Here is a 20638-nt window from a genome sequence, read left to right on the forward strand (position 1 = left end):
AGGCCGCCCCATGGTACTACCCGCGCCGCGCTTACTTGAGCGCCTTGTAGCGCATGCGCTTCGGCGCCGCGCCCTCTTCGCCCAGGCGTTTTTTCTTGTCGGCCTCGTACTCCTGGTAGTTGCCATCGAAGAACACCCACTGGCTGTCACCTTCGGCGGCCAGGATGTGCGTGGCGATGCGGTCCAGGAACCAGCGGTCGTGAGAGATCACCATCACCGTGCCGGCGTATTCCAGCAGGGCGTCCTCCAGCGCACGCAGGGTTTCCACGTCCAGGTCGTTGGATGGCTCGTCCAGCAGCAGCACGTTGCCGCCCTGGATCAGCGTCTTGGCCAGATGCAGGCGGCCGCGTTCGCCACCCGAGAGGTTGCCAACCTTCTTCTGCTGGTCCTGGCCGTTGAAGTTGAAGCGCCCAGCGTAGGCACGCGAGGCCATGGTGAACTTGCCGACGTTGATCATGTCGAGGCCACCGGAGATGTCCTCCCACACGGTCTTGTCGTTGGCCAGTTCGTCGCGGTGCTGGTCCACGAAGGCCATCTTCACGGTCTGGCCAATCTCCACGGTGCCCGAGTCGGGCTGCTCCTTGCCGGCGATCAGCTTGAACAGCGTGGACTTGCCAGCGCCGTTCGGCCCGATGATGCCGACGATGGCGCCGGCCGGGATGTTCATGGAGAGGTTGTCGATCAGCAGGCGGTCGCCGAAAGCCTTGGAGACGTTCTTGAACTCGATGACCTTCGAGCCCAGGCGCTCGGCCACGGGGATGAAGATTTCCTGCGTCTCGTTGCGGCGCTGGTATTCGTAGTCACTCAGCTCCTCGAAGCGGGCGATACGCGCCTTGGACTTGGCTTGGCGGCCCTTGGCGTTCTGGCGCACCCAGTCCAGTTCTTTCTTCAGCGCCTTGGCGCGCGCTTCCTCGCCCTTTTGCTCGGCCTCCAGGCGATTGCCCTTCTGCACCAGCCAGTCCGAGTAGTTGCCCTTGTAGGGAATGCCGTGGCCGCGGTCCAGCTCCAGGATCCACTCGGCGGCGTTGTCCAGGAAGTAGCGGTCGTGGGTGATGGCCACCACCGTGCCCGAGAAGCGGTGCAGGAACTGCTCCAGCCAGTCCACGCTCTCGGCGTCCAAGTGGTTGGTGGGCTCGTCCAGCAGCAGCATGTCAGGCTTGGACAACAGCAGCTTGCACAACGCCACACGGCGCTTCTCGCCACCCGACAGCTGGCCGACGATGGCGTCCCACGGCGGCAGGCGCAGCGCGTCGGCGGCGATCTCCAGCTGGTGCTCGGAATCGGTGCCGGCAGCGGCGATGATGGCTTCCAGTTCGCCCTGTTCCTTGGCCAGGGCGTCGAAGTCGGCGTCCTCCTCGGCGTAGGCGGCGTAGACCTCGTCCAGGCGCGCCTTGGCGTTGTTTACCTCGGCCATGGCCTCCTCGACCGCCTGGCGCACCGTGTGCTCGGGATTGAGCTGCGGCTCCTGCGGCAGGTAGCCGATGGACAGGCCGGGCATGGGCAGGGCGTCGCCCTCGTATTCCTTGTCCACGCCGGCCATGATCTTCAGCAGCGACGACTTGCCCGAGCCGTTCAGGCCGAGCACGCCGATCTTGGCGCCGGGGAAGAAGGACAGGGAGATGTCTTTCAAGATCTGCCGCTTGGGCGGCACGGTCTTGGTGACGTGGTTCATCGAGAAAACGTACTGGGCCATGTAAGGATGTCCGGGACTGGAAGATTGAAAAAAATAGCAACAAACCGGCGCCCATCAAGGCGCGCGCAACCCATGATTATCGGCGCATGCGACAATGGCGGTCGCCACGGGCTCCAGTCACCCTTGGCAGCAGCACTGAAGCTGGGGACGAAGGACGCATCGCCGCTCCGGGCTCCCGCTCTTGCAATCTCCGATCCCTCAGGCACTGGTTCGGCAACACGCATGTTGCCGGCGGCGGATCGGAACCCCGCGCCCAGGAAGGGCGCATCCACCAAAGATGACATTTGACGACCTCTCTCTCGCACCGGCCATTCTGCGCGCCGTGCAGGAACAGGGCTATGACAGCCCCACCCCCATCCAGGCCCAGGCCATTCCTGTCGTCCTGGAGGGCCATGACCTGCTGGCCGGCGCCCAGACCGGCACCGGCAAGACGGCGGCCTTCACGCTGCCGATGCTGCAGCGCCTGAGCAGCGGCCAGCCGGCCACCAGCCGTTTCGGCGGCCGCGGCGTGCGCGCCCTGGTGCTGACCCCCACGCGCGAACTGGCCGCGCAGGTCGAGGAATCGGTGCGCAGCTACGGCAAGCACCTGGACATCAAGTCCACGGTGATCTTCGGCGGCGTCGGCATGAACCCGCAGATCGAGCGCATCAAGCGCGGCGTGGACATCCTGGTGGCCACCCCGGGCCGCCTGCTGGACCTGCAGCAGCAAGGCTTCCTGGACCTGTCCACCGTCGAGATCCTGGTGCTGGACGAGGCCGACCGTATGCTGGACATGGGCTTCATCCACGACGTGAAGAAGGTGCTGGCGCTGGTGCCCAAGGACAAGCAGAGCCTGCTGTTCTCGGCCACCTTCAGCGACGAGATCCGCGAACTGGCCGGCAGCCTGCTGAAGAACCCCAAGAGCATCCAGGTCACGCCGCGCAACACCACCGTGCAGCGCATCAGCCAAGTGATCCACCCAGTTGGCCGCGCGAAGAAAAAGCAGGTGCTGCTGCACATCATCCAGCAGCACGACTGGAGCCAGGTGCTGGTCTTCACCCGCACCAAGTTCGGCGCCAACAACGTCGCCGATTACCTGACTAAGAACGGCGTGTCGGCCATGGCGCTGCACGGCAACAAGAGCCAGAGCGCGCGCACCCAGGCGCTGGAAGGTTTCAAGACCGGCCAGATCCGCGCCCTGGTGGCCACCGACATCGCGGCGCGCGGCATCGACATCGACGACCTGCCGCACGTCGTGAACTACGAGATCCCCAACGTCCCCGAGGACTACGTGCACCGCATCGGCCGCACCGGCCGCGCCGGCCGCGAAGGCCAGGCGGTAAGCCTGGTGTGCATGGACGAAGAGGGCTTCATGATGGAGATCGAGCGCTTCACCAAGCAGGAGATCCCGGTGCAGGTCATCGACGGCTTCGGCCCTGACGAGGGCGAGCAGGCCGAACCCATCGCCATGGGCCGCCAGACCATCTGGGGTGGCGCCGGCAAGCCGCCGGGCCGTGACGTGATGCAGGCCGCGGCCCGCGCCGCGCGCCAGGAGATGATGGACCGCATCCGTACCAACAAGGCCGCCCAGGGCGGCGGTGGCGGCCAGCGCGGCCGACAGGGTGGCGAAGGCCAGCGCAAGGAAACCGCGGCAGGCGCTGGCGAGGGCGGCGGTCGTGGGCGCAACGCCGGGCACGGCAACGGCCAGGGCCAGGGCCACCGCTCGGCCGCGCGCGGCCAGCAGCCCCAGGGCAACGCCGCTGGCACCGGGCGCCGCCGTGGCCCGTCCGGCGGCGGCAACGCCGGCGGCATGGGCGGCGGCGGCCAGCGCCGGCACGACGACAGCCAGCCGCGCAGCGAGAACGCGCACATGCTGACCCAGACCGGTCACTCTCTGGTGCCGCGACGCGCCGGCGGCGGCGGCCAGCCCGATCCGATGCGCACCAGCGTCGACATGATGGCCGGCAGCGGCCGCCGTGGCGGCGGCTTCCGCAGCGGCGGTGGCGGCGGCTCGCGCGGCCCGCGCGGCGGTGGCGGCGGCTATCGCTGATCCATCCCGCTCTGCAAGCCCAGGCCCTGGTGCCTGCGGCTTCGCTCCCAGCCCGGCCCGTGCCGGGCTTTTTTCTGTCACGGCCGCACGCCTGCGGCCGGCTAACATCGGCCGCGAATCCGTTCAAGCTCATCCGCCATGACGACCACGCCCCCCACCGCCCGCCGCACCCGCTTGCTTCGCCCCGCCCGGCTGTCGCTGCTGACGCTTGCCAGCGTGCTGCTGGCCGCATGCTCCAGCACGCCGCTGCCGCCCTGGCCAGGCCAGCCGCCGGCCCGCTCGGTGCCGGGGCGGGTGGTGCCGCCGCCGCTGAGCCAGCCAGCGCCGGACGTGGGGGCCCAGGTCACCGTCACCCCGATCGACCCGGCCACGCCGCTGCCGGACGCAGTGGCCCCGCAGCCGGCTTCGCCGCTGGATGCGCGCTTTCCCGCGCCCACGGTGCGCTACGACACGCCCGGCCTGGCCGATGGCCGGGGGGCCTTCACCACCAACGCCGAGCTGCAGCAGTGGCTGCGCCAGCTCGCCGCGGAAAGCCGTGGCGTGAACCGCTCGCAGGTGCTGGAGTACGGCCGCTCGCAGCGCGGCCAGCCGCTGCTGGCGCTGGTGCTGACGCGCGCCCCCGGCACCGACGTGGCGGCGCTGGAGGCCAGCGGCCGGCCGACGGTGCTGCTGATGGGCCAGCAGCATGGCGACGAGCCGGCCAGTGCCGAGGCGCTGCTGGTCATCGCGCGCGAGTTGGCCACGGGCCCGCTGCAGAAGATGCTCGACGGCATCAACGTGATCGTGGTGCCGCGCACCAACCCCGACGGTGCCGAGGCCGGCCAGCCGCTGACGGTCAGCGGCATCGACCTGGACCACGACCACCTGCTGCTGCGCACGCCCGAGGCCCAGTCCCTGGCGCTGCTGGTGCGCAACTACCGCCCCATCGCCCTGCTGGACGCACACGAATACCCGGTGCGCGGCCTGCTGGCCGAGCGCGCCGGCGTGCTGCCGCGCGCCGACCTGCTGGCCCAGCCGGCCAGCACCGCCAATTTGCCCGAGTTCATGACCCGCGCCGCCATGGAGTGGTACCACCAGCCGATGGTGCAGGCGCTGCAACAGGCCGGGCTGACGCAGGACTGGTACTTCCGCCCGGTCGAGGCCGAGGGCGGCCTGCACCTGGCCATGGGCGGAACGGGCGCGGACAGCGCACGCAACGTCAACGGCCTGAAGAACGCCGTCAGCCTGCGCATCGACAGCCGCGGCTCGGACCTTGACCGCCAGCAGCTGCAGCGCCGCGTGCACGCCCAGGTGACAGCCATCGCCAGCATGCTTCGCAGCACTGTCGAGCGCGCCAGCAATCTGGAGGAGGTGCGCTCGTACGAGGCACGCGAGATCGCCTCGCAGGCCTGCCGGGGCGAGCTGGTGGTGCGCGCGCAGGGCACGCCGCTGCAGCGCGAGCTGCTGGCCATCGACCCGCAGACCGGCGCCGATCGCCCGCTGCACCTGCAGTGGGACTCGACGCTGCAGCTGCGCCCCACCCTGCGCCGCGCGCGCCCCTGCGGCTACTGGCTGTCGGCCAGCGCTGGCGACGCCGTACAGCGCCTGCGCTGGATGGGCCTGCAGGTGCTGCGCGTGGCCGAGCCGGGGTCGGTGCTGTCCGACCTGTACGAGCAGCAGCCGGGCAGCGACCGTGGCGAGGGCCTGCGCCTGACCACGCGCCGCGCCGCCATCGACGTGCCCGAGGGCAGCTACTACGTGCCCATGAACCAGCCCCTGGCCAACCTGGCCGCCGCCGCGCTGGAGCCCGACACGCGCGGCAGCTACTACGCGCACCAGCTGATCGGCGGGCTGCAGGACACGGCGCGGGTCATGGTGAACCCGCCGTTGGTGTTCGAGGAAATGGACTGACCGTGGGCTACCCGGCAAGGGCGTTATGCTATACTTTAAGTAGCATCATGCCCTTTGTCCATATGGGCTACGGGCACATTTTCCTCAAAACCGATGGTTCCAGCCCTGCCCCTCAGCTGATTCTTCCCGACCGCAGCAGCGCCACCAGCTCGGGCACCAGCGTCTGCGCTCCGCCCTGCTCCACGGCATCGGCGAAGGTCTGACGTACGGCGGCGGCGATGGCGTGTGCCGCCCCGCCCTCGTCCGCCATGGCACCGTAGTAGTCTAGGTCCTTGAGCGCATTGCCCATGGCGAAGCGCAGCGCCGAGGCATCGTGCTGCAGCAGGAACGGCCGCAGCCGGTCCAGCGCCGCACCGGCACCACCGCCATTGGCCAGCACATCGACGAAGACCTCGGGCGCCACGCCGCCGTCCAGCGCGCAGGCCGCCGCCTCGGCGATCAGCGCCACACTGCCGAGCGAGACGTAGTTGTGCAGCAGCTTCATGCGGTGGCCGGTGCCCACCGGGCCGACATGGGTGATGTTCTCGGCGAAGCACTGCAGCACCGGCCGGCAGCGCGCCAGCACCTGCGCGTCACCGCCCACCAGCAGGTTCAGGCGGCCTTCGCGTGCCTCGCGCGGCGTGCGCGTCATGGGCGCATCCAGGAACTGCGCGCCAGCGGCCTGCACGGCCGCGGCCAGGCGCTGCGTGGACGCGGGCAGCGAGGTCGAGCAGTCGATGACCACCGCGCCGGGTGCCAGCGCCGCCAGAGCGCCGCCTTCGCCCAGCAGCACTGCCTCGACCTGCGGCGAGCCGGTGACACACAGGATCAGCAGGTCGCTGGCACGCGCCAGCGACGGCACGTCCGGGGCGGTCGCCACGCCCAGGGCGCACAGCTCGTCCAGCGGCTGGTTGCCGGGATGCTCCAGCACGGTGAGCGCCTGGCCCTTGCGCGCCAGGTTCAGGGCGATGCCGTGGCCCATCAGGCCGACGCCGATCAGGCCGATGCGGGGAGAACTGCTCATGGCGGATGCGCTGCTTGGTTGGGTGGGTGGGAGAACGTGGCGCCGATTGTGCGCCGCTCAGCCGGCCTGTCGGTAGACCAGCACCTTCAGCGCCCGGTCCTCGTCCACGTCGGCAAACGCCGCCGGGTTGGGCACGCGGCCCACGAACGCCAGCCCGGGCGCTGCCTGGCGCACCTGCTCGTGTAGGAAGCGGGCGCCCAGCTCCGGCGCGTTCAGGCACAGCAACGCCTGGCCGCCGGGTGCCAGCAGCTCGGGCAGCCGGCGCAGGATGCGCGCGTAGTCCTTGCCGGCGACGAAGCTGCCGCGCTGGTAGCTGGGCGGATCGGCGATCACCAGGTCGTAAGGCCCGCCGCGTGTGATCTTGCCCCAGGAGCTGAAGATGTCGTGCGGCAGGAAGCTGGCGCCCGCTGACAGGCCGTTGAGCCGGTGGTTCTGCTGGCCCGTGGAAAGGGCCCCCTTGCCCATGTCCACGTTCACCACCTGCGCCGCGCCGGCCTGCAGCGCGGCGACGGAAAACGCGCAGGTGTAGGCGAACAGGTTCAGCACCCGCGCGCCCTGCCCCGTGCGTTCGCGGTGCGCGGCCACCTGCGCGCGCACCCAGCGGCGGCCTTCCGCCATGTCCAGGAACAGGCCGTGGTTCTGCCCGCGCAGCGCCTGCACCAGCAGGCGCGCGCCGTCCTCGGTCACCACATGCGGCTCGGGCACACTGCCGGCCATCAGCCGGGTGTCGCTGCGGCCTTCGATGCGCAGCGCCGTGCCGCGTTGCTGGAACACCCAGTTCAACGGCTGGCCGTCGCCGATCTGCTGCCAGCGCGCCTGCAGCGCCGCGCCAATGGCGGCCAACTCGTCGTCCGACGCGGACGCGAAGCTGGTGAGCACGAAGACCGGCGGATAGGCGTCGAGCGTCCACTGCTCGCAACCCGGATAGCGGCCGCCCCGGCCGTGGAAGATGCGGCACGCATCGGTGGTGCGGGGCATGGTGGCGATGGCGTCGAGCAGAGCGTGCATGGATTTGGAGTGTTTTTGCCCTTCGGCCCTTTTTCTGTCCGGGCTTCCAGCTATTAATTTTGCAGCAAGCCACCTGCCGGTGAACGCTCGTTGCGCAGGGGGAGCCGGTGCAGCCCGCACGGCACGGCCGCAGGGGCAGTGCATGGCGCTGTCCCCAACAACAAAGGCAGCCGGATGGCTGCCTTTGTTCAGGGATGGCGAAGCAGGTTACTTCTTCTGCGGCGGCACGTCCGTGCACGAGCCGTGCGCCACCTCGGCGGCCATGCCGATACTCTCGCCCAGCGTCGGGTGCGGGTGGATGGTCTTGCCGATGTCCACGCTGTCCGCGCCCATCTCGATGGCCAGGGCGATCTCGCCGATCATGTCGCCGGCGTGCGTGCCGACGATGCCGCCGCCCAGGATGCGGCCGTGGCCGTGCGCCTCGGGCGAATCGTCGAACAGCAGCTTGGTGAAGCCTTCGTCGCGGCCGTTGGCAATCGCCCGGCCCGAAGCCGCCCAGGGGAAAAGGCCCTTCTTAACCTTGATGCCCTGCGCCTTGGCCTGGTCCTCGGTCAGGCCCACCCAGGCCACTTCCGGGTCGGTGTAGGCGACGCTGGGGATCACCCGCGCGTCGAACACCGCCTTGGCCAGCTGGTCGTTGCCCTGCAGCTCGCCGGCGATGACCTCGGCCGCCACGTGCGCCTCGTGCACCGCCTTGTGCGCCAGCATGGGCTGGCCGACGATGTCGCCGATGGCGAAGATGTGCGGCACGTTGGTGCGCATCTGCACGTCCACGTCGATGAAACCGCGCTCGCCGACAGCCACGCCGGCCGCCTCGGCACCGAGCTTCTTGCCGTTGGGCGTGCGGCCCACGGCCTGCAGCACCAGGTCATACACACCTTCGGACTGCGTGCCGTCCAGGCCCTCGAAGCGCACCTTGATGCCTTCGGCCGTGGCTTCGGCCCCCACCGTCTTGGTCTTCAACATGATGTTGTCGAAGCGGTGCTGGTTCATCTTCTGCCAGACCTTGACCAGATCGCGGTCGGCGCCCTGCATCAGGCCGTCGAGCATCTCCACCACGTCCAGGCGTGCGCCCAGCGTGGAGTACACCGTGCCCATCTCCAGGCCGATGATGCCGCCGCCGACGATCAGCATGCGCTTCGGCACCTCCTTCAGCGCCAGGGCGCCGGTGGAGTCCACGATGCGCGGGTCGTCGGGCAGGAACGGCAGGCGCACGGCCTGGCTGCCGGCGGCGATGATGGCGCGCTGGAACTGCACCACCTGGCGCTGGCCGTTGGTCTGCTGGCCGCTACCCTCGGTCGCCTCGACCTGCAGGTGGTGGCTGCCGACGAACTGGCCGACGCCGCGCAGCACCGTCACCTTGCGCATCTTGGCCATCTGCGCCAAGCCACCGGTCAACTTGGAGATGACCTTGTCCTTGTGGCCGCGCAGGGTGTCCAAGTTGACCTGCGGCGCGCCGAAGTCGATGCCGGCGGCCTTGAGGTGGTCCACCTCGTCCATCACGGCCGCGACGTGCAAGAGCGCCTTGGACGGGATGCAGCCCACGTTCAGGCACACGCCGCCGAGCGTCGCGTAGCGCTCGACCAGCACCACCTTGAGGCCCAGGTCGGCGGCGCGGAACGCGGCCGAGTAGCCACCCGGGCCGCCGCCCAGCACCAGCACGTCGCACTGCACGTCGGCGCTGCCGGCGTAGCTGGACGCCTGCGGCGCGGGCGCGGCGCTGGCGGGCGCCGGCGCTGGCGTAGGTGCCGCGGCGGGCGCAGCGGACGCGGCCGGTGCAGCAGCAGCAGCCGGCGCGGGCGCCGGTGCTGCAGCGCCTTCGGCCGCCTCCAGCGCAAGCAGCACGCTGCCCTGCTTGACCTTGTCGCCAAGCTTGACCTTGAGCTCCTTGACCACGCCGGCGTGGCTGGAGGGAATCTCCATGGAGGCCTTGTCGGACTCCACCGTCACCAGACTCTGCTCGGTCTCGATGCGGTCGCCGGGTTGCACCAGCACCTCGATGACGGCCACTTCGTCGAAGTCGCCGATGTCGGGCACCTGGATGTCGATCACTGCCATGTTCTGCTCCTTGCCGTTCACAGCACGATGCGGCGGTAGTCCGCCAGCACCTGACCCAGGAATGCGTTGAAGCGCGCGGCAGCGGCGCCGTCGATCACGCGGTGGTCGTACGACAGCGACAGCGGCAGCATCAGGCGCGGCACGAACTGCTTGCCGTCCCACACCGGCTTCATCGCGCCCCGGGACAGGCCCAGGATGGCGACTTCCGGCGCGTTGATGATCGGCGTGAAATGGGTGCCACCGATGCCGCCCAGCGACGAGATGGTGAAGCAGCCGCCCTGCATGTCGGCGCCGCTCAGCTTGCCGTCGCGTGCCTTCTTGGCCAGCTCGCCCATTTCCTCGCTGATTTGCAGGATGCCCTTCTTGTCGGCGTCTTTCAGTACCGGCACGACCAGCCCGTTGGGCGTGTCGGCGGCGAAGCCGATGTGGAAGTACTGCTTGTAGACCAGCGCGTCGCCGTCCAGCGAGGCGTTGAACTCGGGGTACTTCTTCAGCGCCGCGACCACGGCCTTGATGACGAAGGCCAGCATGGTCACCTTGACCGCGCTCTTGGCCTTCTCGCCTTCCTTGTTGGTCTGCACGCGGAAGGCTTCCAGCTCGGTGATATCCGCCTCGTCGTTGTTGGTGACGTGCGGGATCATGACCCAGTTGCGCGACAGGTTGGCGCCGCTGAGCTTCTTGATGCGCGACAGGTCCTTGCGCTCCACGGGGCCGAACTTGGCGAAATCCACCTTCGGCCAGGGCAGCAGGTCGAGGCCTGCACCACCGCCGGCCGCGCCCTTGGGCGCGCTGGCGGCCTGGGCCTGCGTCTGCACGCTGCCGGACATGACCGAGCGGGTGAAGGACTGGATGTCCTCCTGCGTGATACGGCCCTTGGGACCGGAGCCCTTGACCTCGGCCAGCGGCACGCCCAGCTCGCGGGCGAACTTGCGCACCGACGGGCTGGCGTGCGGCAGGCCCGGCGCGGGCGTGCCCGGCTGGTGCGCGGGCTGTGCGGCCGGTGCCGATGCGGGCGCAGCCACCGGTGCGGCAGCGGTCGCGGCCTGGGGCGCGGCGGCCGCAGCCGGCGGCGAGACCTGCGGCGACTGCACCTGCGCCGCCGGGGCGGCGCTGCGCTCGCGCTGGCCTTCCACGATGGCGACCAGGTCACCCTTGTTCAGCTTGTCGCCGATGGCCACGCGGATTTCCTTGACCACGCCCTCGGCCGACGACGGAATCTCCATCGAGGCCTTGTCGGACTCGACGGTGATCAGCGACTGCTCCAGCGTCACCGTGGCGCCGACGGCGACCAGCATCTCGATGACGGCCACGTCGGCGAAGTCGCCGATGTCGGGCACGCGCACCTCGATCATCTCGGCGGCGGCCGGGGCGGCGGCAGGAGCCGGCGCCTGGGCCGCCGCGGGCGCCGGGGATGCTTCCTTTTCAGGAGCAGCAGGCGCTTGCGCGGTGGGGGCCGGGGCCGGTTTTGCCTCCGAAGCAGCAGCGCCTTCGGTCTCGAGCACGGCGATCACCGTGCCCTGCTTGACCTTGTCGCCCAGCTGCACCTTCAGCTCCTTGATGGTGCCCGCCTGGTCGGACGGGATCTCCATGGAGGCCTTGTCCGATTCGACGGTGATGAGCGACTGCTCGACGCGCACCTTGTCGCCGGGGGCGACCAGCAGCTCGATCACGCCGACTTCGTCGAAGTCCCCGATGTCCGGGACCTTGATGTCTACCAATGCCATTGTGTGTCTCCGGTATGTGTCAGGCGTACAGCGGGTTGATCTTGTCGGTCTTGATGCCGTACTTGGCAATCGCCTCGGCGGCCTTGGACGCGGGCAGCTTGCCCTCGTCGGCCAGGCCCTTCAGGGCCGCCAGCACGATGTAGTGGCGATTGATCTCGAAGTGCTCGCGCAGCTTGTAGCGGAAGTCCGAGCGGCCGAAGCCGTCGGTGCCCAGCACGTGGTAGGCGCGGCCCTGCGGGATGAACGGGCGGATCTGCTCGGCGAAGGCCTTCATGTAGTCGGTCGACGCCACCACTGGCCCTTCCGAGCGCGACAGCTGCTCGGTCACGAACGGCACGCGCGGCGCCTCGGTCGGGTGCAGCAGGTTCCAGCGCTGGGCGTCCTGGCCGTCGCGCGTCAGTTCGTTGAAGCTCGGGCAGCTCCACACGCCGGCGGCCACGCCCCAGTCGTCTGCCAGCAGCTTCTGCGCGGCCAGCGACTCGCGCAGGATGGAGCCGCTGCCCAGCAGCTGCACCGTGGGCGCGCCCGCGGCCAGTGCAGGCGCCTGGCTGCACAGGTACATGCCCTTGAGGATCTGCTCTTCCGTGCCGGGCTGCAGGCCGGGCATGGCGTAGTTCTCGTTGAGCAGCGTAATGTAGTAGTAGACGTTCTCCTGGCGCTCGACCATGCGCTTGAGGCCCTTCTGCATGATCACGCCGACTTCGTGCGCGAAGGTCGGGTCGTAGCTGACGCAGTTGGGGATGGTGTTGGCCAGGATCTGGCTGTGGCCGTCCTCGTGCTGCAGGCCTTCGCCGTTCAACGTGGTGCGGCCCGAGGTGCCGCCCAGGATGAAGCCCCGCGCCTGCATGTCGCCGGCGGCCCAGGCGAAGTCGCCGAAGCGCTGGAAGCCGAACATCGAGTAGTAGACGAAGAACGGGATCATGATCCGGTTGTTCGTCGAGTACGACGTGGCCGCGGCGATCCATGAGCAGATGCCGCCGGCCTCGTTGATGCCTTCCTGCAGGATCTGGCCGGCCTTGTCTTCCTTGTAGTACATGACCTGGTCACGGTCGACCGGGGTGTACTGCTGGCCCAGCGGGTTGTAGATGCCGACCTGGCGGAACATGCCTTCCATGCCGAAGGTGCGGGCCTCGTCCACCAGGATGGGAACCACGCGCGGGCCCAGCGCCTTGTCGCGCAGCAGCTGCGTCAGGAAGCGCACGTAGGCCTGGGTGGTGCTGATCTCGCGGCCCTCGGCCGTGGGCTCCAGCACCGCCTTGAAGGTCTCCAGCGACGGCACGGTGAAGCTCTCGTCGGCCTTCTCGCGGCGCTTCGGCAGGTAGCCGCCCAGGGCCTTGCGACGCTCGTGCAGGTACGTCATCTCCGGCGTGTCGTCGGCCGGCTTGTAGTAGGGCAGCTCGTCGAGCTGGCTGTCGGGGATCGGGATGTTGAAGCGGTCGCGGATGTAGCGGATGTCCTCATCGGCCAGCTTCTTGGTCTGGTGCACGGTGTTCTTGGCCTCGCCGGCCTTGCCCATCCCGTAGCCCTTGACGGTCTTGACCAGCAGCAGCGTCGGCTGGCCCTGGTGCGAGTTGGCGGCGTGGAACGCGGCGTAGACCTTCTCGGGGTCATGGCCGCCGCGGCGCAGCTCCCACAGCTCGTCGTCGGTCATGTGCTCGACGAGTTTTGCCGTCTCTGGGTAGCGGCCGAAGAAGTGCTTGCGCAGGTAGGCGCCGTCCATGGCGCGGTAGGTCTGGTAGTCGCCGTCCAGCGTCTCCATCATCAGCTGCTTGAGCTTGCCGCTGGTGTCGCGGCGCAGCAGCTCGTCCCAGCCCTTGCCCCACAGCAGCTTGATGACGTGCCAGCCGGCACCGCGGAAGTCGCCTTCCAGCTCCTGGATGATCTTGCCGTTGCCGCGCACCGGGCCGTCCAGGCGCTGCAGGTTGCAGTTGATGACGAAGATCAGGTTGTCCAGGTTCTCGCGCGCCGCCAGGCTGATTGCGCCCTTGCTTTCCGGCTCGTCCATCTCGCCGTCGCCCAGGAACACCCAGACCTTGCGATTCTCGGTGTTGGCGATGCCGCGCGCATGCAGGTACTTCAGGAAGCGTGCCTGGTAGATGGCCATCATCGGGCCCAGGCCCATGGACACCGTCGGGAACTGCCAGAAGCCGGGCATCAGCTTGGGGTGCGGGTAGCTGGACAGGCCCTTGCCGTCCACTTCTTGGCGGAAGTTCTCCAGTTGGTCTTCGCTGATGCGGCCTTCCAGGTAGGCGCGGGCGTAGATGCCAGGCGCGCTGTGGCCCTGGAAGTAGATGCAGTCGCCGCCGTGGTCTTCGCTCTCGGCGTGCCAGAAATGGTTGAAGCCGGCGCCCCACATGGACGCCAGCGAGGCGAACGAGCCGATGTGCCCGCCCAGGTCACCGCCATCGTGCGGGTGCAGGCGGTTGGCACGCACCACCATCGCCATGGCATTCCAGCGCATGAAGGCGCGCAGGCGCTTTTCGATCGCGATGTTGCCGGGGCAGCGCACTTCCTGCTCGGGCTCGATGGTGTTCACATAGCCGGTGGTGGCCGAGAACGGCAGGTCGATGCTGTTCTGGCGCGCGTGCTCCAGCATCTGCTCGATCAGGAAGTGCGCGCGCTCGGCGCCCTCCCGGTCGATGACGGCGGACAAGGCGTCCAGCCATTCACGGGTTTCCTGCTGGTCGGCATCTACCGGTACCAGGTTCTTGGTGGGGTCAGACATGCCCTGTCTCCTTTAGATTGGTGGCGCTTGGGGGTGATATTGACGCAAGTTTCGCATAAATTGGGTGCATTTCAAATGGCGCTTTGTGATTTCTTATTATGATATTTTGTTGCAATCGCACATTATTTCTTCTCATGAAATCGCACGGCCGTGCGTAGATAAACTCCGCGTCCATGACCACGCCGGCCCCTGACCTGCCCCTTTCTGCCGCTCGCCAGCCGCTGCGCTGGTGGCGCTCCTGGTGGAGCAGCCTGTCGCCCACGCGCCAGGACCGTTTCGCGGCGCTGGCGCCGTTGGTGGCGGTGTTCCTGTTCCTCACCGCCATCGTGGTGTCTTTCTGGTATCTGCGCACCGAGGAGGTCGAGCGCGAGAAGGAAGCCCTGCGCCGCGACGTGGAATACGCCCAGCAGCGCCTGCGCCTGCGGCTGCTGGAGCGCCAGGAACAGGTCATGCGCCTGGCGCGCGACCTGTCCAACGATGAGTTGGCGCGCAGTGACTTTGTGGCCCGTGCCGAGGCGCTGATCAGCCAATACCCTGAACTGCACGCACTGACCTGGATCGATGCCAGCCGTCGCGTGCGTGCCACACATGCCGCGCCCACCGTCACCAGCAGCCAGATCCGCGTGAATGGCGAGGTGCTGCGCAAGGGCGAGACGGCCGACCTGTTCAGCCTCGCGCGCGACACCCTGCAGCCGGTGTATTCACAGCCCGCCGTGGCCTCCGGCGACGCCATGCCGCTGCTGCAGCTGCAAGTGCCGCTGGCGCCCGAGCGCCAGTTCGACGGCGTGGTGCTGGCCGAATACTCCATCGACAGCCTGCTGCGCTATGGCCTGCCGACCGAGGTGCTGGCGCGCTACGCCGTGACCCTGCTGGACGCCAGCCACCACGTGCTCGCCGGCACGCCGCTGGCGCCGCGCAACAGCGAGCTGCTGCCCTGGATGGGCGGCAAGGCAAATGCCTACCAGGTGCCGGTGGCGCCAGTGGGCAACGGGCTGGTGCTGCGCGCACAGGCGTACCGCACGTCGCTGGGCGTGGTTGGCAGCGGGCTGTTCTGGATGGTCGGCACGCTCAGCGTGCTCACCGCCTGGCTGCTCATCGCCACCTGGCGGCACACGCGCCGGCGCGTGCAGGCGCAGCAGGCGCTGGTGGCCGAGACCAACTTCCGCCGGGCGATGGAAAACTCGGTACTCACCGGCATGCGCGCGCTCGACATGGAGGGCCGCATCACCTATGTGAACGCTGCGTTCTGCCAGATGACCGGCTGGAGCGAGGCCGACCTGGTCGGCAAGCTGCCGCCCTATCCCTACTGGCCCGAAGGCGAATTCGAAACCCTGCGCGCCAAGCTGTTCGAGGAGCTGTCCGGCCGGACCGTCTCCGGCGGCTTCCAGGTGCGCGTGCAGCGCAAGGGCGGCGGCATGTTCGACGCGCGACTGTACGTCTCGCCGCTGATCGACGCGCGCGGTCAGCAGACCGGCTGGATGACGTCGATGACCGACATCACCGAGCCGAACCGGGTGCGCGAGCAGCTCACCGCCTCGCACGAGCGCTTCACCATCGTGCTCGAGGCGCTGGACGCCTCGGTGTCGGTGGCGCCGCTGGGCAGCGAGGAGCTGCTATTCGCCAACCGGCTGTACCGCCAGTGGTTCGGCTCGCAGACCGGCGGCCACCTGCAGCTGGTGGCGCAGGCCGGCGTACTGCCGGCCGATCGCGGCGTGGCCAGCGAGGAAGGCGAGGACGGGCTGATGGGTCTGCCCACCGACCCGCTGACCAGCGTGCGCAGCAACAACGCCGAGATCTACGTGCCGTCGCTGAACAAGTGGCTGGAGGTACGCTCGCGCTACCTGAACTGGGTCGACGGGCGCCTGGCACAGATGGTGATCGCCACCGACATCACGCCGCGTCGCCTGGCCGAGGAACAGGCAGCGCGCCAGGCCGAGCGCGCGCAGTCGGTGAGCCGGCTGATCACCATGGGCGAGATGGCCTCCAGCGTGGCGCACGAGCTGAACCAGCCGCTCACCGCCATCAGCAACTACTGCAGCGGCATGATCTCGCGCATCGAGCGCGGCCAGATCGCCGAGGAGGCGCTGCTGACCGCGTTGCAAAAGACCGCGCACCAGGCGCAGCGCGCTGGCCAGATCATCCAGCGCATCCGCGCTTTCGTGAAGAAAAGCGAGCCCAACCGCCAGCTGGCCGATGTCGAGCACATGGTGGCCGAGGCCGTCGAGTTGGCGGGCATCGAGCTGCGCCGGCACAACGTGCGGCTGAGCCACTACGTCGCCGCGCGGCTGCCGCAGGTCATGGCCGACACCATCCTGATCGAGCAGGTGCTGATCAACCTGATGAAGAATGGCGCCGAGTCCATCGCCAACGCCCAGCGCCCGCCAGCGCAGCGCAGTGTCGAGCTGCGCGTGGTGCCGCGCCAGGAGGAAGGCCAGGACGGCATCGGCTTCAGCGTGCAGGACACCGGCCGCGGACTCGCGCCCGAGGTGCTGGCGCACCTGTTCGAGGCGTTCTACTCGACCAAGAGCGAGGGCATGGGCATCGGCCTGAACCTGTGCCGCAGCATCGTCGAGTCGCATCAGGGCCGGATGCACGCCGAGAACCTCTACAATGGTTCGGAGGTCACGGGTTGCCGGTTCTCCTTCTGGCTGCCTTTGGCCTAGCGCTTCTGTCACTATCGTTTGTGTAGCAACTGCACAAGCGCCGAAGGATTTTTCCGCATGAGCTTGACCCCCAAGAAGGGCACCGTCTACGTCGTCGACGACGACGAGGCCGTTCGCGATTCGCTGCAGTGGCTGCTGGAAGGCAAGGACTACCGGGTGCGCTGCTTCGATTCGGCCGAATCGTTCCTGTCGCGCTACGACCCGCGCGAGATCGCTTGCCTGATCGTCGACATCCGCATGGGCGGCATGACCGGACTGGAGCTGCAGGACCGCCTGGTCGAGCGCAAGTCGCCGCTGCCCATTGTCTTCATCACCGGCCACGGCGACGTGCCCATGGCCGTGAACACCATGAAGAAGGGCGCGCTGGACTTCATTCAGAAGCCCTTCAACGAGGACGAGCTGCTGGAGCTGGTCGAGCGCATGCTGGACCATGCGCGCGAAGCCTTCGCCGACCACCAGCAGGCCGCCAGCCGCGACGCGCTGCTGTCCAAACTGACCAGTCGCGAGGCGCAGGTGCTCGAGCGCATCGTCGCCGGCCGGCTGAACAAGCAGATCGCCGACGACCTGGGCATCAGCATCAAGACCGTCGAGGCGCACCGCGCCAACATCATGGAAAAACTGGGGGCCAATACCGTGGCCGACCTGCTGAAGATCGCCCTGGCACCCAGCCCGTCCAAGCTCTGAGCCTCGAATAGCTCCTTTTTTGATAGCTGCCTGCCCATACAAGATAAGGGCGAGGCAGCTTTTTCATTTGCAATCCTCCTTTTGCGCGAGTTTTTTCCATGACAGCCCAACTCATCGATGGCAACGCTCTGTCGCGCCAACTGCGCGGCGAAGTGCGCGAACGCACCACGGCCCTGAAGGCGCGCGGCATCACCCCTGGACTGGCGGTGGTGCTGGTCGGCGACAACCCCGCCAGCCAGGTCTATGTGCGCAATAAGGTGCTGGCCTGCGAGGACGTGGGCTTCCACTCGGTGCTGGAAAAATACGACGCCACGCTGACCGAGGCCGAGCTGCTGGCGCGCATCGAGGCGCTGAATGCCGACCCGGCCATCCATGGCATCCTGGTGCAGCTGCCGCTGCCCGCGCACATCGACGACCACAAGGTGATCGAGGCCATCTCGCCGGCCAAGGACGTCGACGGCTTCCACGTCGCCAGCGCCGGCGCGCTGCTGGTGGGCGAGACCGGCTTCAAGGCCTGCACGCCCTACGGCTGCATGAAGATGCTTGAATCCATCGGCCTGCAGGACCTGCGCGGCAAGCACGCCGTGGTGATCGGCCGCTCCAACATCGTCGGCAAACCGATGGCGCTGATGCTGCTGGCCGCCAACGCCACGGTCACCGTCTGCCACAGCGCCACGGCGGACCTGGGCGCCATGACGCGCCAGGCCGACATCGTCGTCGCCGCCGTGGGCAAGCGCGACGTGCTGACCGCCGACATGGTCAAGCCCGGCGCCGTGGTCATCGATGTGGGCATGAACCGCAACGACGAGGGCAAGCTGTGCGGCGACGTGGACTTCGCCGGCGTGCGCGAGGTCGCCGGCTGGATCACCCCGGTGCCGGGCGGCGTTGGCCCCATGACCATCACCATGCTGCTGGTCAACACGCTGGAGGCCGCCGAAAAATAGGAAGCATCCCTTGAGCCGCTGGCGCGGCTTCCCCCTTCTCTGGCGCGCTGCGCGCTGGGAAGGAGGACGGCGCCCGTGGCCTGGCGAAGCCAGCTCCACGGCGCCTGCTGGCACGCACGCCGTGCGCCGCTTGAACCCCCCTGCCTTGACGCTATCTATCACCGCATGAGCAATCCCCTCCTCGACTTCTCCGGCCACATTCCGTTCGACCGCATCACTCCCGCCGACGTGGCGCCGGCCGTCGATGAACTGCTGCGCCGGGCCGAGGGCGCGCTGGCCACCGTCACCGCGCCCGACTTCCCCGCTGACTGGAACGCCATCGCTCGCGTGCTGGACGTGGCCACTGAGGAGCTGGGACGCTCCTGGGGCGCCGTCAGCCACCTGTCCAGCGTGGCCGACACGCCCGAGCTACGCGCCGCCTACAACGAGGCGCTGCCGCGCGTGACCGAGTTCTGGACGCGCCTGGGCGCCAGCGAGCAGCTGTACGCCAAGTACAAGGCCATCGACCCGGCCACGTTGAACGCCGAGCAGCAGCGCGCCCACGCCAACGCCATGCGCAACTTCGTGCTCTCGGGCGCCGAGCTGCAGGGGGCCGACAAGGAGCGCTTCGCCGCCATCCAGGAGCGCATGGCCGAGCTGGCGCAGAAATTCAGCGAGAACGCGCTGGATGCGACCGATGCCTTCGCCTACTACGCCCGCGAGGACGAGCTGGAAGGCCTTCCGGCGGACGTGGTGCAGGCCGCGCGCGCTGCTGCGCAGGCCGAGGGCCAGAACGGCTACAAATTCACGCTGAAAATGCCGTGCTACCTGCCGGTGATGCAGTTCGCTGTCAACCGCGCGCTGCGCGAGCGGCTGTACCGTGCCTACGTCACCCGCGCCTCGGACCAGGCCGATGGCGACGCCACGCGCTTCGACAACAGCGCGGTGATGGCCGAGATCCTGCAGCTGCGCCAGGAGGAAGCGCGCCTGCTGGGCTATGCCAGCTTCGGCGAGGTCTCGCTGGTGCCGAAGATGGCCGACTCGCCGCAGCAGGTCATCGACTTCCTGCGCGACCTGGCGCGGCGCGCCCGCCCCTACGCCGAGCAGGACGTCGCCGACCTGCGCGCCTTTGCCGCGGAACACCTGCAGCTGGCCGACCCGCAGCCGTGGGATTGGCCGTTCATCTCCGAGCGTCTGAAGGAGGCGCGTTACGCCTTCAGTGAGCAGGAGGTGAAGGAATACTTCACCGCCCCGAAGGTGCTGGCCGGCCTGTTCAAGATCGTCGAAACGCTGTTCGAGGTGGAGATCCGCCGCGACCAGGCGCCGGTGTGGAACCCGGCAGTCGAGTTCTACCGGCTGGAGCGTGGCGGCCAACTGATCGGCCAGTTCTACCTGGACATGCCGGCACGTGCCGGCAAGCGCGGCGGTGCCTGGATGGACGACGCGCTCACGCGCTGGCTGCGCCCGGACACCGGGCAGCTGCAGACACCCATCGCTTACCTGGTATGCAACTTCGCCAGCGGCGTCAAGGGCAAGCCGCCGCTGCTGACGCACGATGACGTGATCACCCTGTTCCACGAGTTCGGCCACGGCCTGCACCACCTGCTGACGCAGGTGTCCGAGCGCGACGTGTCGGGCATCGGCGGCGTTGAGTGGGACGCGGTCGAGCTGCCGAGCCAGTTCATGGAGAACTTCTGCTGGGAATGGGGCGTGCTGCGCCACATGACGGCGCACGTGGACAGCGGCGAGCCGTTGCCACGCGCGCTGTACGACAAGATGCTGGAGGCACGCAACTTCCAGGCTGGCATGCAAACGCTGCGCCAAGTCGAGTTCGCGCTGTTCGACATGCTGCTGCACACTGACGCACAGCCGGCCGAGCAGCTGCCGATGCTGCTGCAGGCGGTGCGCGAGGAAATCGCCGTGCTGCAGCCGCCCGCCTTCAGCCGCAGCGCGCATACCTTCAGCCACATCTTCGCTGGCGGCTACGCAGCGGGCTACTACAGCTACAAGTGGGCCGAGGTGCTGTCCGCCGACGCCTACGCGGCGTTCGAGGAAACTGCAGGCGACGACGGCCAGCCCAGTGTGGAGACCGGCCGGCGCTACCGCCAGGCGATCCTGGAGGCCGGCGGCAGCCGACCGGCGATGGAATCGTTCAAGGCCTTCCGCGGCCGCGAGCCCAGCATCGACGCGCTGCTGCGCCACCAAGGCATGGCCTGAGGACGGCAGCGTGGTGCAGTC

Annotated in this window: 11 protein-coding genes and 1 pseudogene; 6 read left to right on the top strand and 6 right to left on the bottom strand. The window is 68.4% G+C overall.

What is annotated here, in order from left to right; genetic code table 11:
* Positions 1–31: 31 nt before the first annotated feature.
* On the bottom strand, positions 32–1693 hold the full coding sequence (ettA, locus tag BLQ61_RS09690; RefSeq protein WP_091569323.1) for an energy-dependent translational throttle protein EttA: 1662 nt from the start codon (positions 1691–1693) through the stop codon (positions 32–34).
* Positions 1694–1970: 277 nt separating this feature from the next.
* On the opposite strand from ettA, the gene BLQ61_RS09695 reads away from it, so the two are divergent.
* On the top strand, positions 1971–3722 hold the full coding sequence (locus tag BLQ61_RS09695) for a DEAD/DEAH box helicase (protein ID WP_091569326.1): 1752 nt from the start codon (positions 1971–1973) through the stop codon (positions 3720–3722).
* 138 nt (positions 3723–3860) lie between these two features.
* Positions 3861–5612 carry a M14 family zinc carboxypeptidase gene (locus BLQ61_RS09700; RefSeq protein WP_091569328.1) on the top strand — a complete coding sequence of 584 codons (1752 nt, stop codon included), beginning with the start codon at positions 3861–3863 and terminating at the stop codon, positions 5610–5612.
* A gap of 112 nt (positions 5613–5724) precedes the next feature.
* Here the strand turns inward: BLQ61_RS09700 and BLQ61_RS09705 are convergent, their stop codons facing one another.
* From BLQ61_RS09705 to aceE, 5 genes are all read right to left on the bottom strand, one after another.
* Entirely contained in the window at positions 5725–6615 is an 891-nt protein-coding gene (locus BLQ61_RS09705) for an NAD(P)-dependent oxidoreductase (RefSeq protein WP_091569331.1), read from the bottom strand.
* Between the two features lie 57 nt (positions 6616–6672).
* Positions 6673–7623: a class I SAM-dependent methyltransferase gene (locus BLQ61_RS09710; protein ID WP_091569334.1), complete on the bottom strand. Its 951-nt coding sequence runs from the start codon at positions 7621–7623 to the stop codon at positions 6673–6675.
* A 207-nt stretch (positions 7624–7830) separates the two neighbouring features.
* Entirely contained in the window at positions 7831–9681 is a 1851-nt protein-coding gene (gene lpdA, locus BLQ61_RS09715; protein WP_091569845.1) for a dihydrolipoyl dehydrogenase, read from the bottom strand.
* 17 nt (positions 9682–9698) lie between these two features.
* Positions 9699–11405 (bottom strand): dihydrolipoyllysine-residue acetyltransferase, encoded by a 1707-nt coding sequence (gene aceF / locus BLQ61_RS09720; protein ID WP_091569336.1) that lies wholly within the window; start codon positions 11403–11405, stop codon positions 9699–9701.
* A gap of 19 nt (positions 11406–11424) precedes the next feature.
* Positions 11425–14130 (bottom strand): pyruvate dehydrogenase (acetyl-transferring), homodimeric type, encoded by a 2706-nt coding sequence (aceE, locus tag BLQ61_RS09725; protein ID WP_091569339.1) that lies wholly within the window; start codon positions 14128–14130, stop codon positions 11425–11427.
* Between the two features lie 173 nt (positions 14131–14303).
* On the opposite strand from aceE, the pseudogene BLQ61_RS09730 reads away from it, so the two are divergent.
* The 4 genes and pseudogenes from BLQ61_RS09730 (at position 14304) to BLQ61_RS09745 (ending at position 20617) form a co-directional block, all read left to right on the top strand.
* Positions 14304–16854 (top strand): annotated as a pseudogene (locus BLQ61_RS09730) (PAS domain S-box protein).
* Positions 16851–17477: a response regulator transcription factor gene (locus tag BLQ61_RS09735; protein ID WP_091569344.1), complete on the top strand. Its 627-nt coding sequence runs from the start codon at positions 16851–16853 to the stop codon at positions 17475–17477. The pseudogene BLQ61_RS09730 and the gene BLQ61_RS09735 overlap by 4 nt, the downstream one beginning before the upstream one ends.
* 98 nt (positions 17478–17575) lie before the next feature.
* The gene (folD, locus tag BLQ61_RS09740; protein ID WP_091569347.1) at positions 17576–18421 is read left to right on the top strand and encodes a bifunctional methylenetetrahydrofolate dehydrogenase/methenyltetrahydrofolate cyclohydrolase FolD; all 846 of its coding nucleotides are present in this window, start codon (positions 17576–17578) and stop codon (positions 18419–18421) included.
* A 165-nt stretch (positions 18422–18586) separates the two neighbouring features.
* Entirely contained in the window at positions 18587–20617 is a 2031-nt protein-coding gene (locus BLQ61_RS09745; protein WP_091569349.1) for a M3 family metallopeptidase, read from the top strand.
* Positions 20618–20638 lie beyond the last annotated feature (21 nt).

The organism is Oryzisolibacter propanilivorax (genome assembly GCF_900103645.1).
Lineage (GTDB): Bacteria > Pseudomonadota > Gammaproteobacteria > Burkholderiales > Burkholderiaceae_C > Melaminivora > Melaminivora propanilivorax.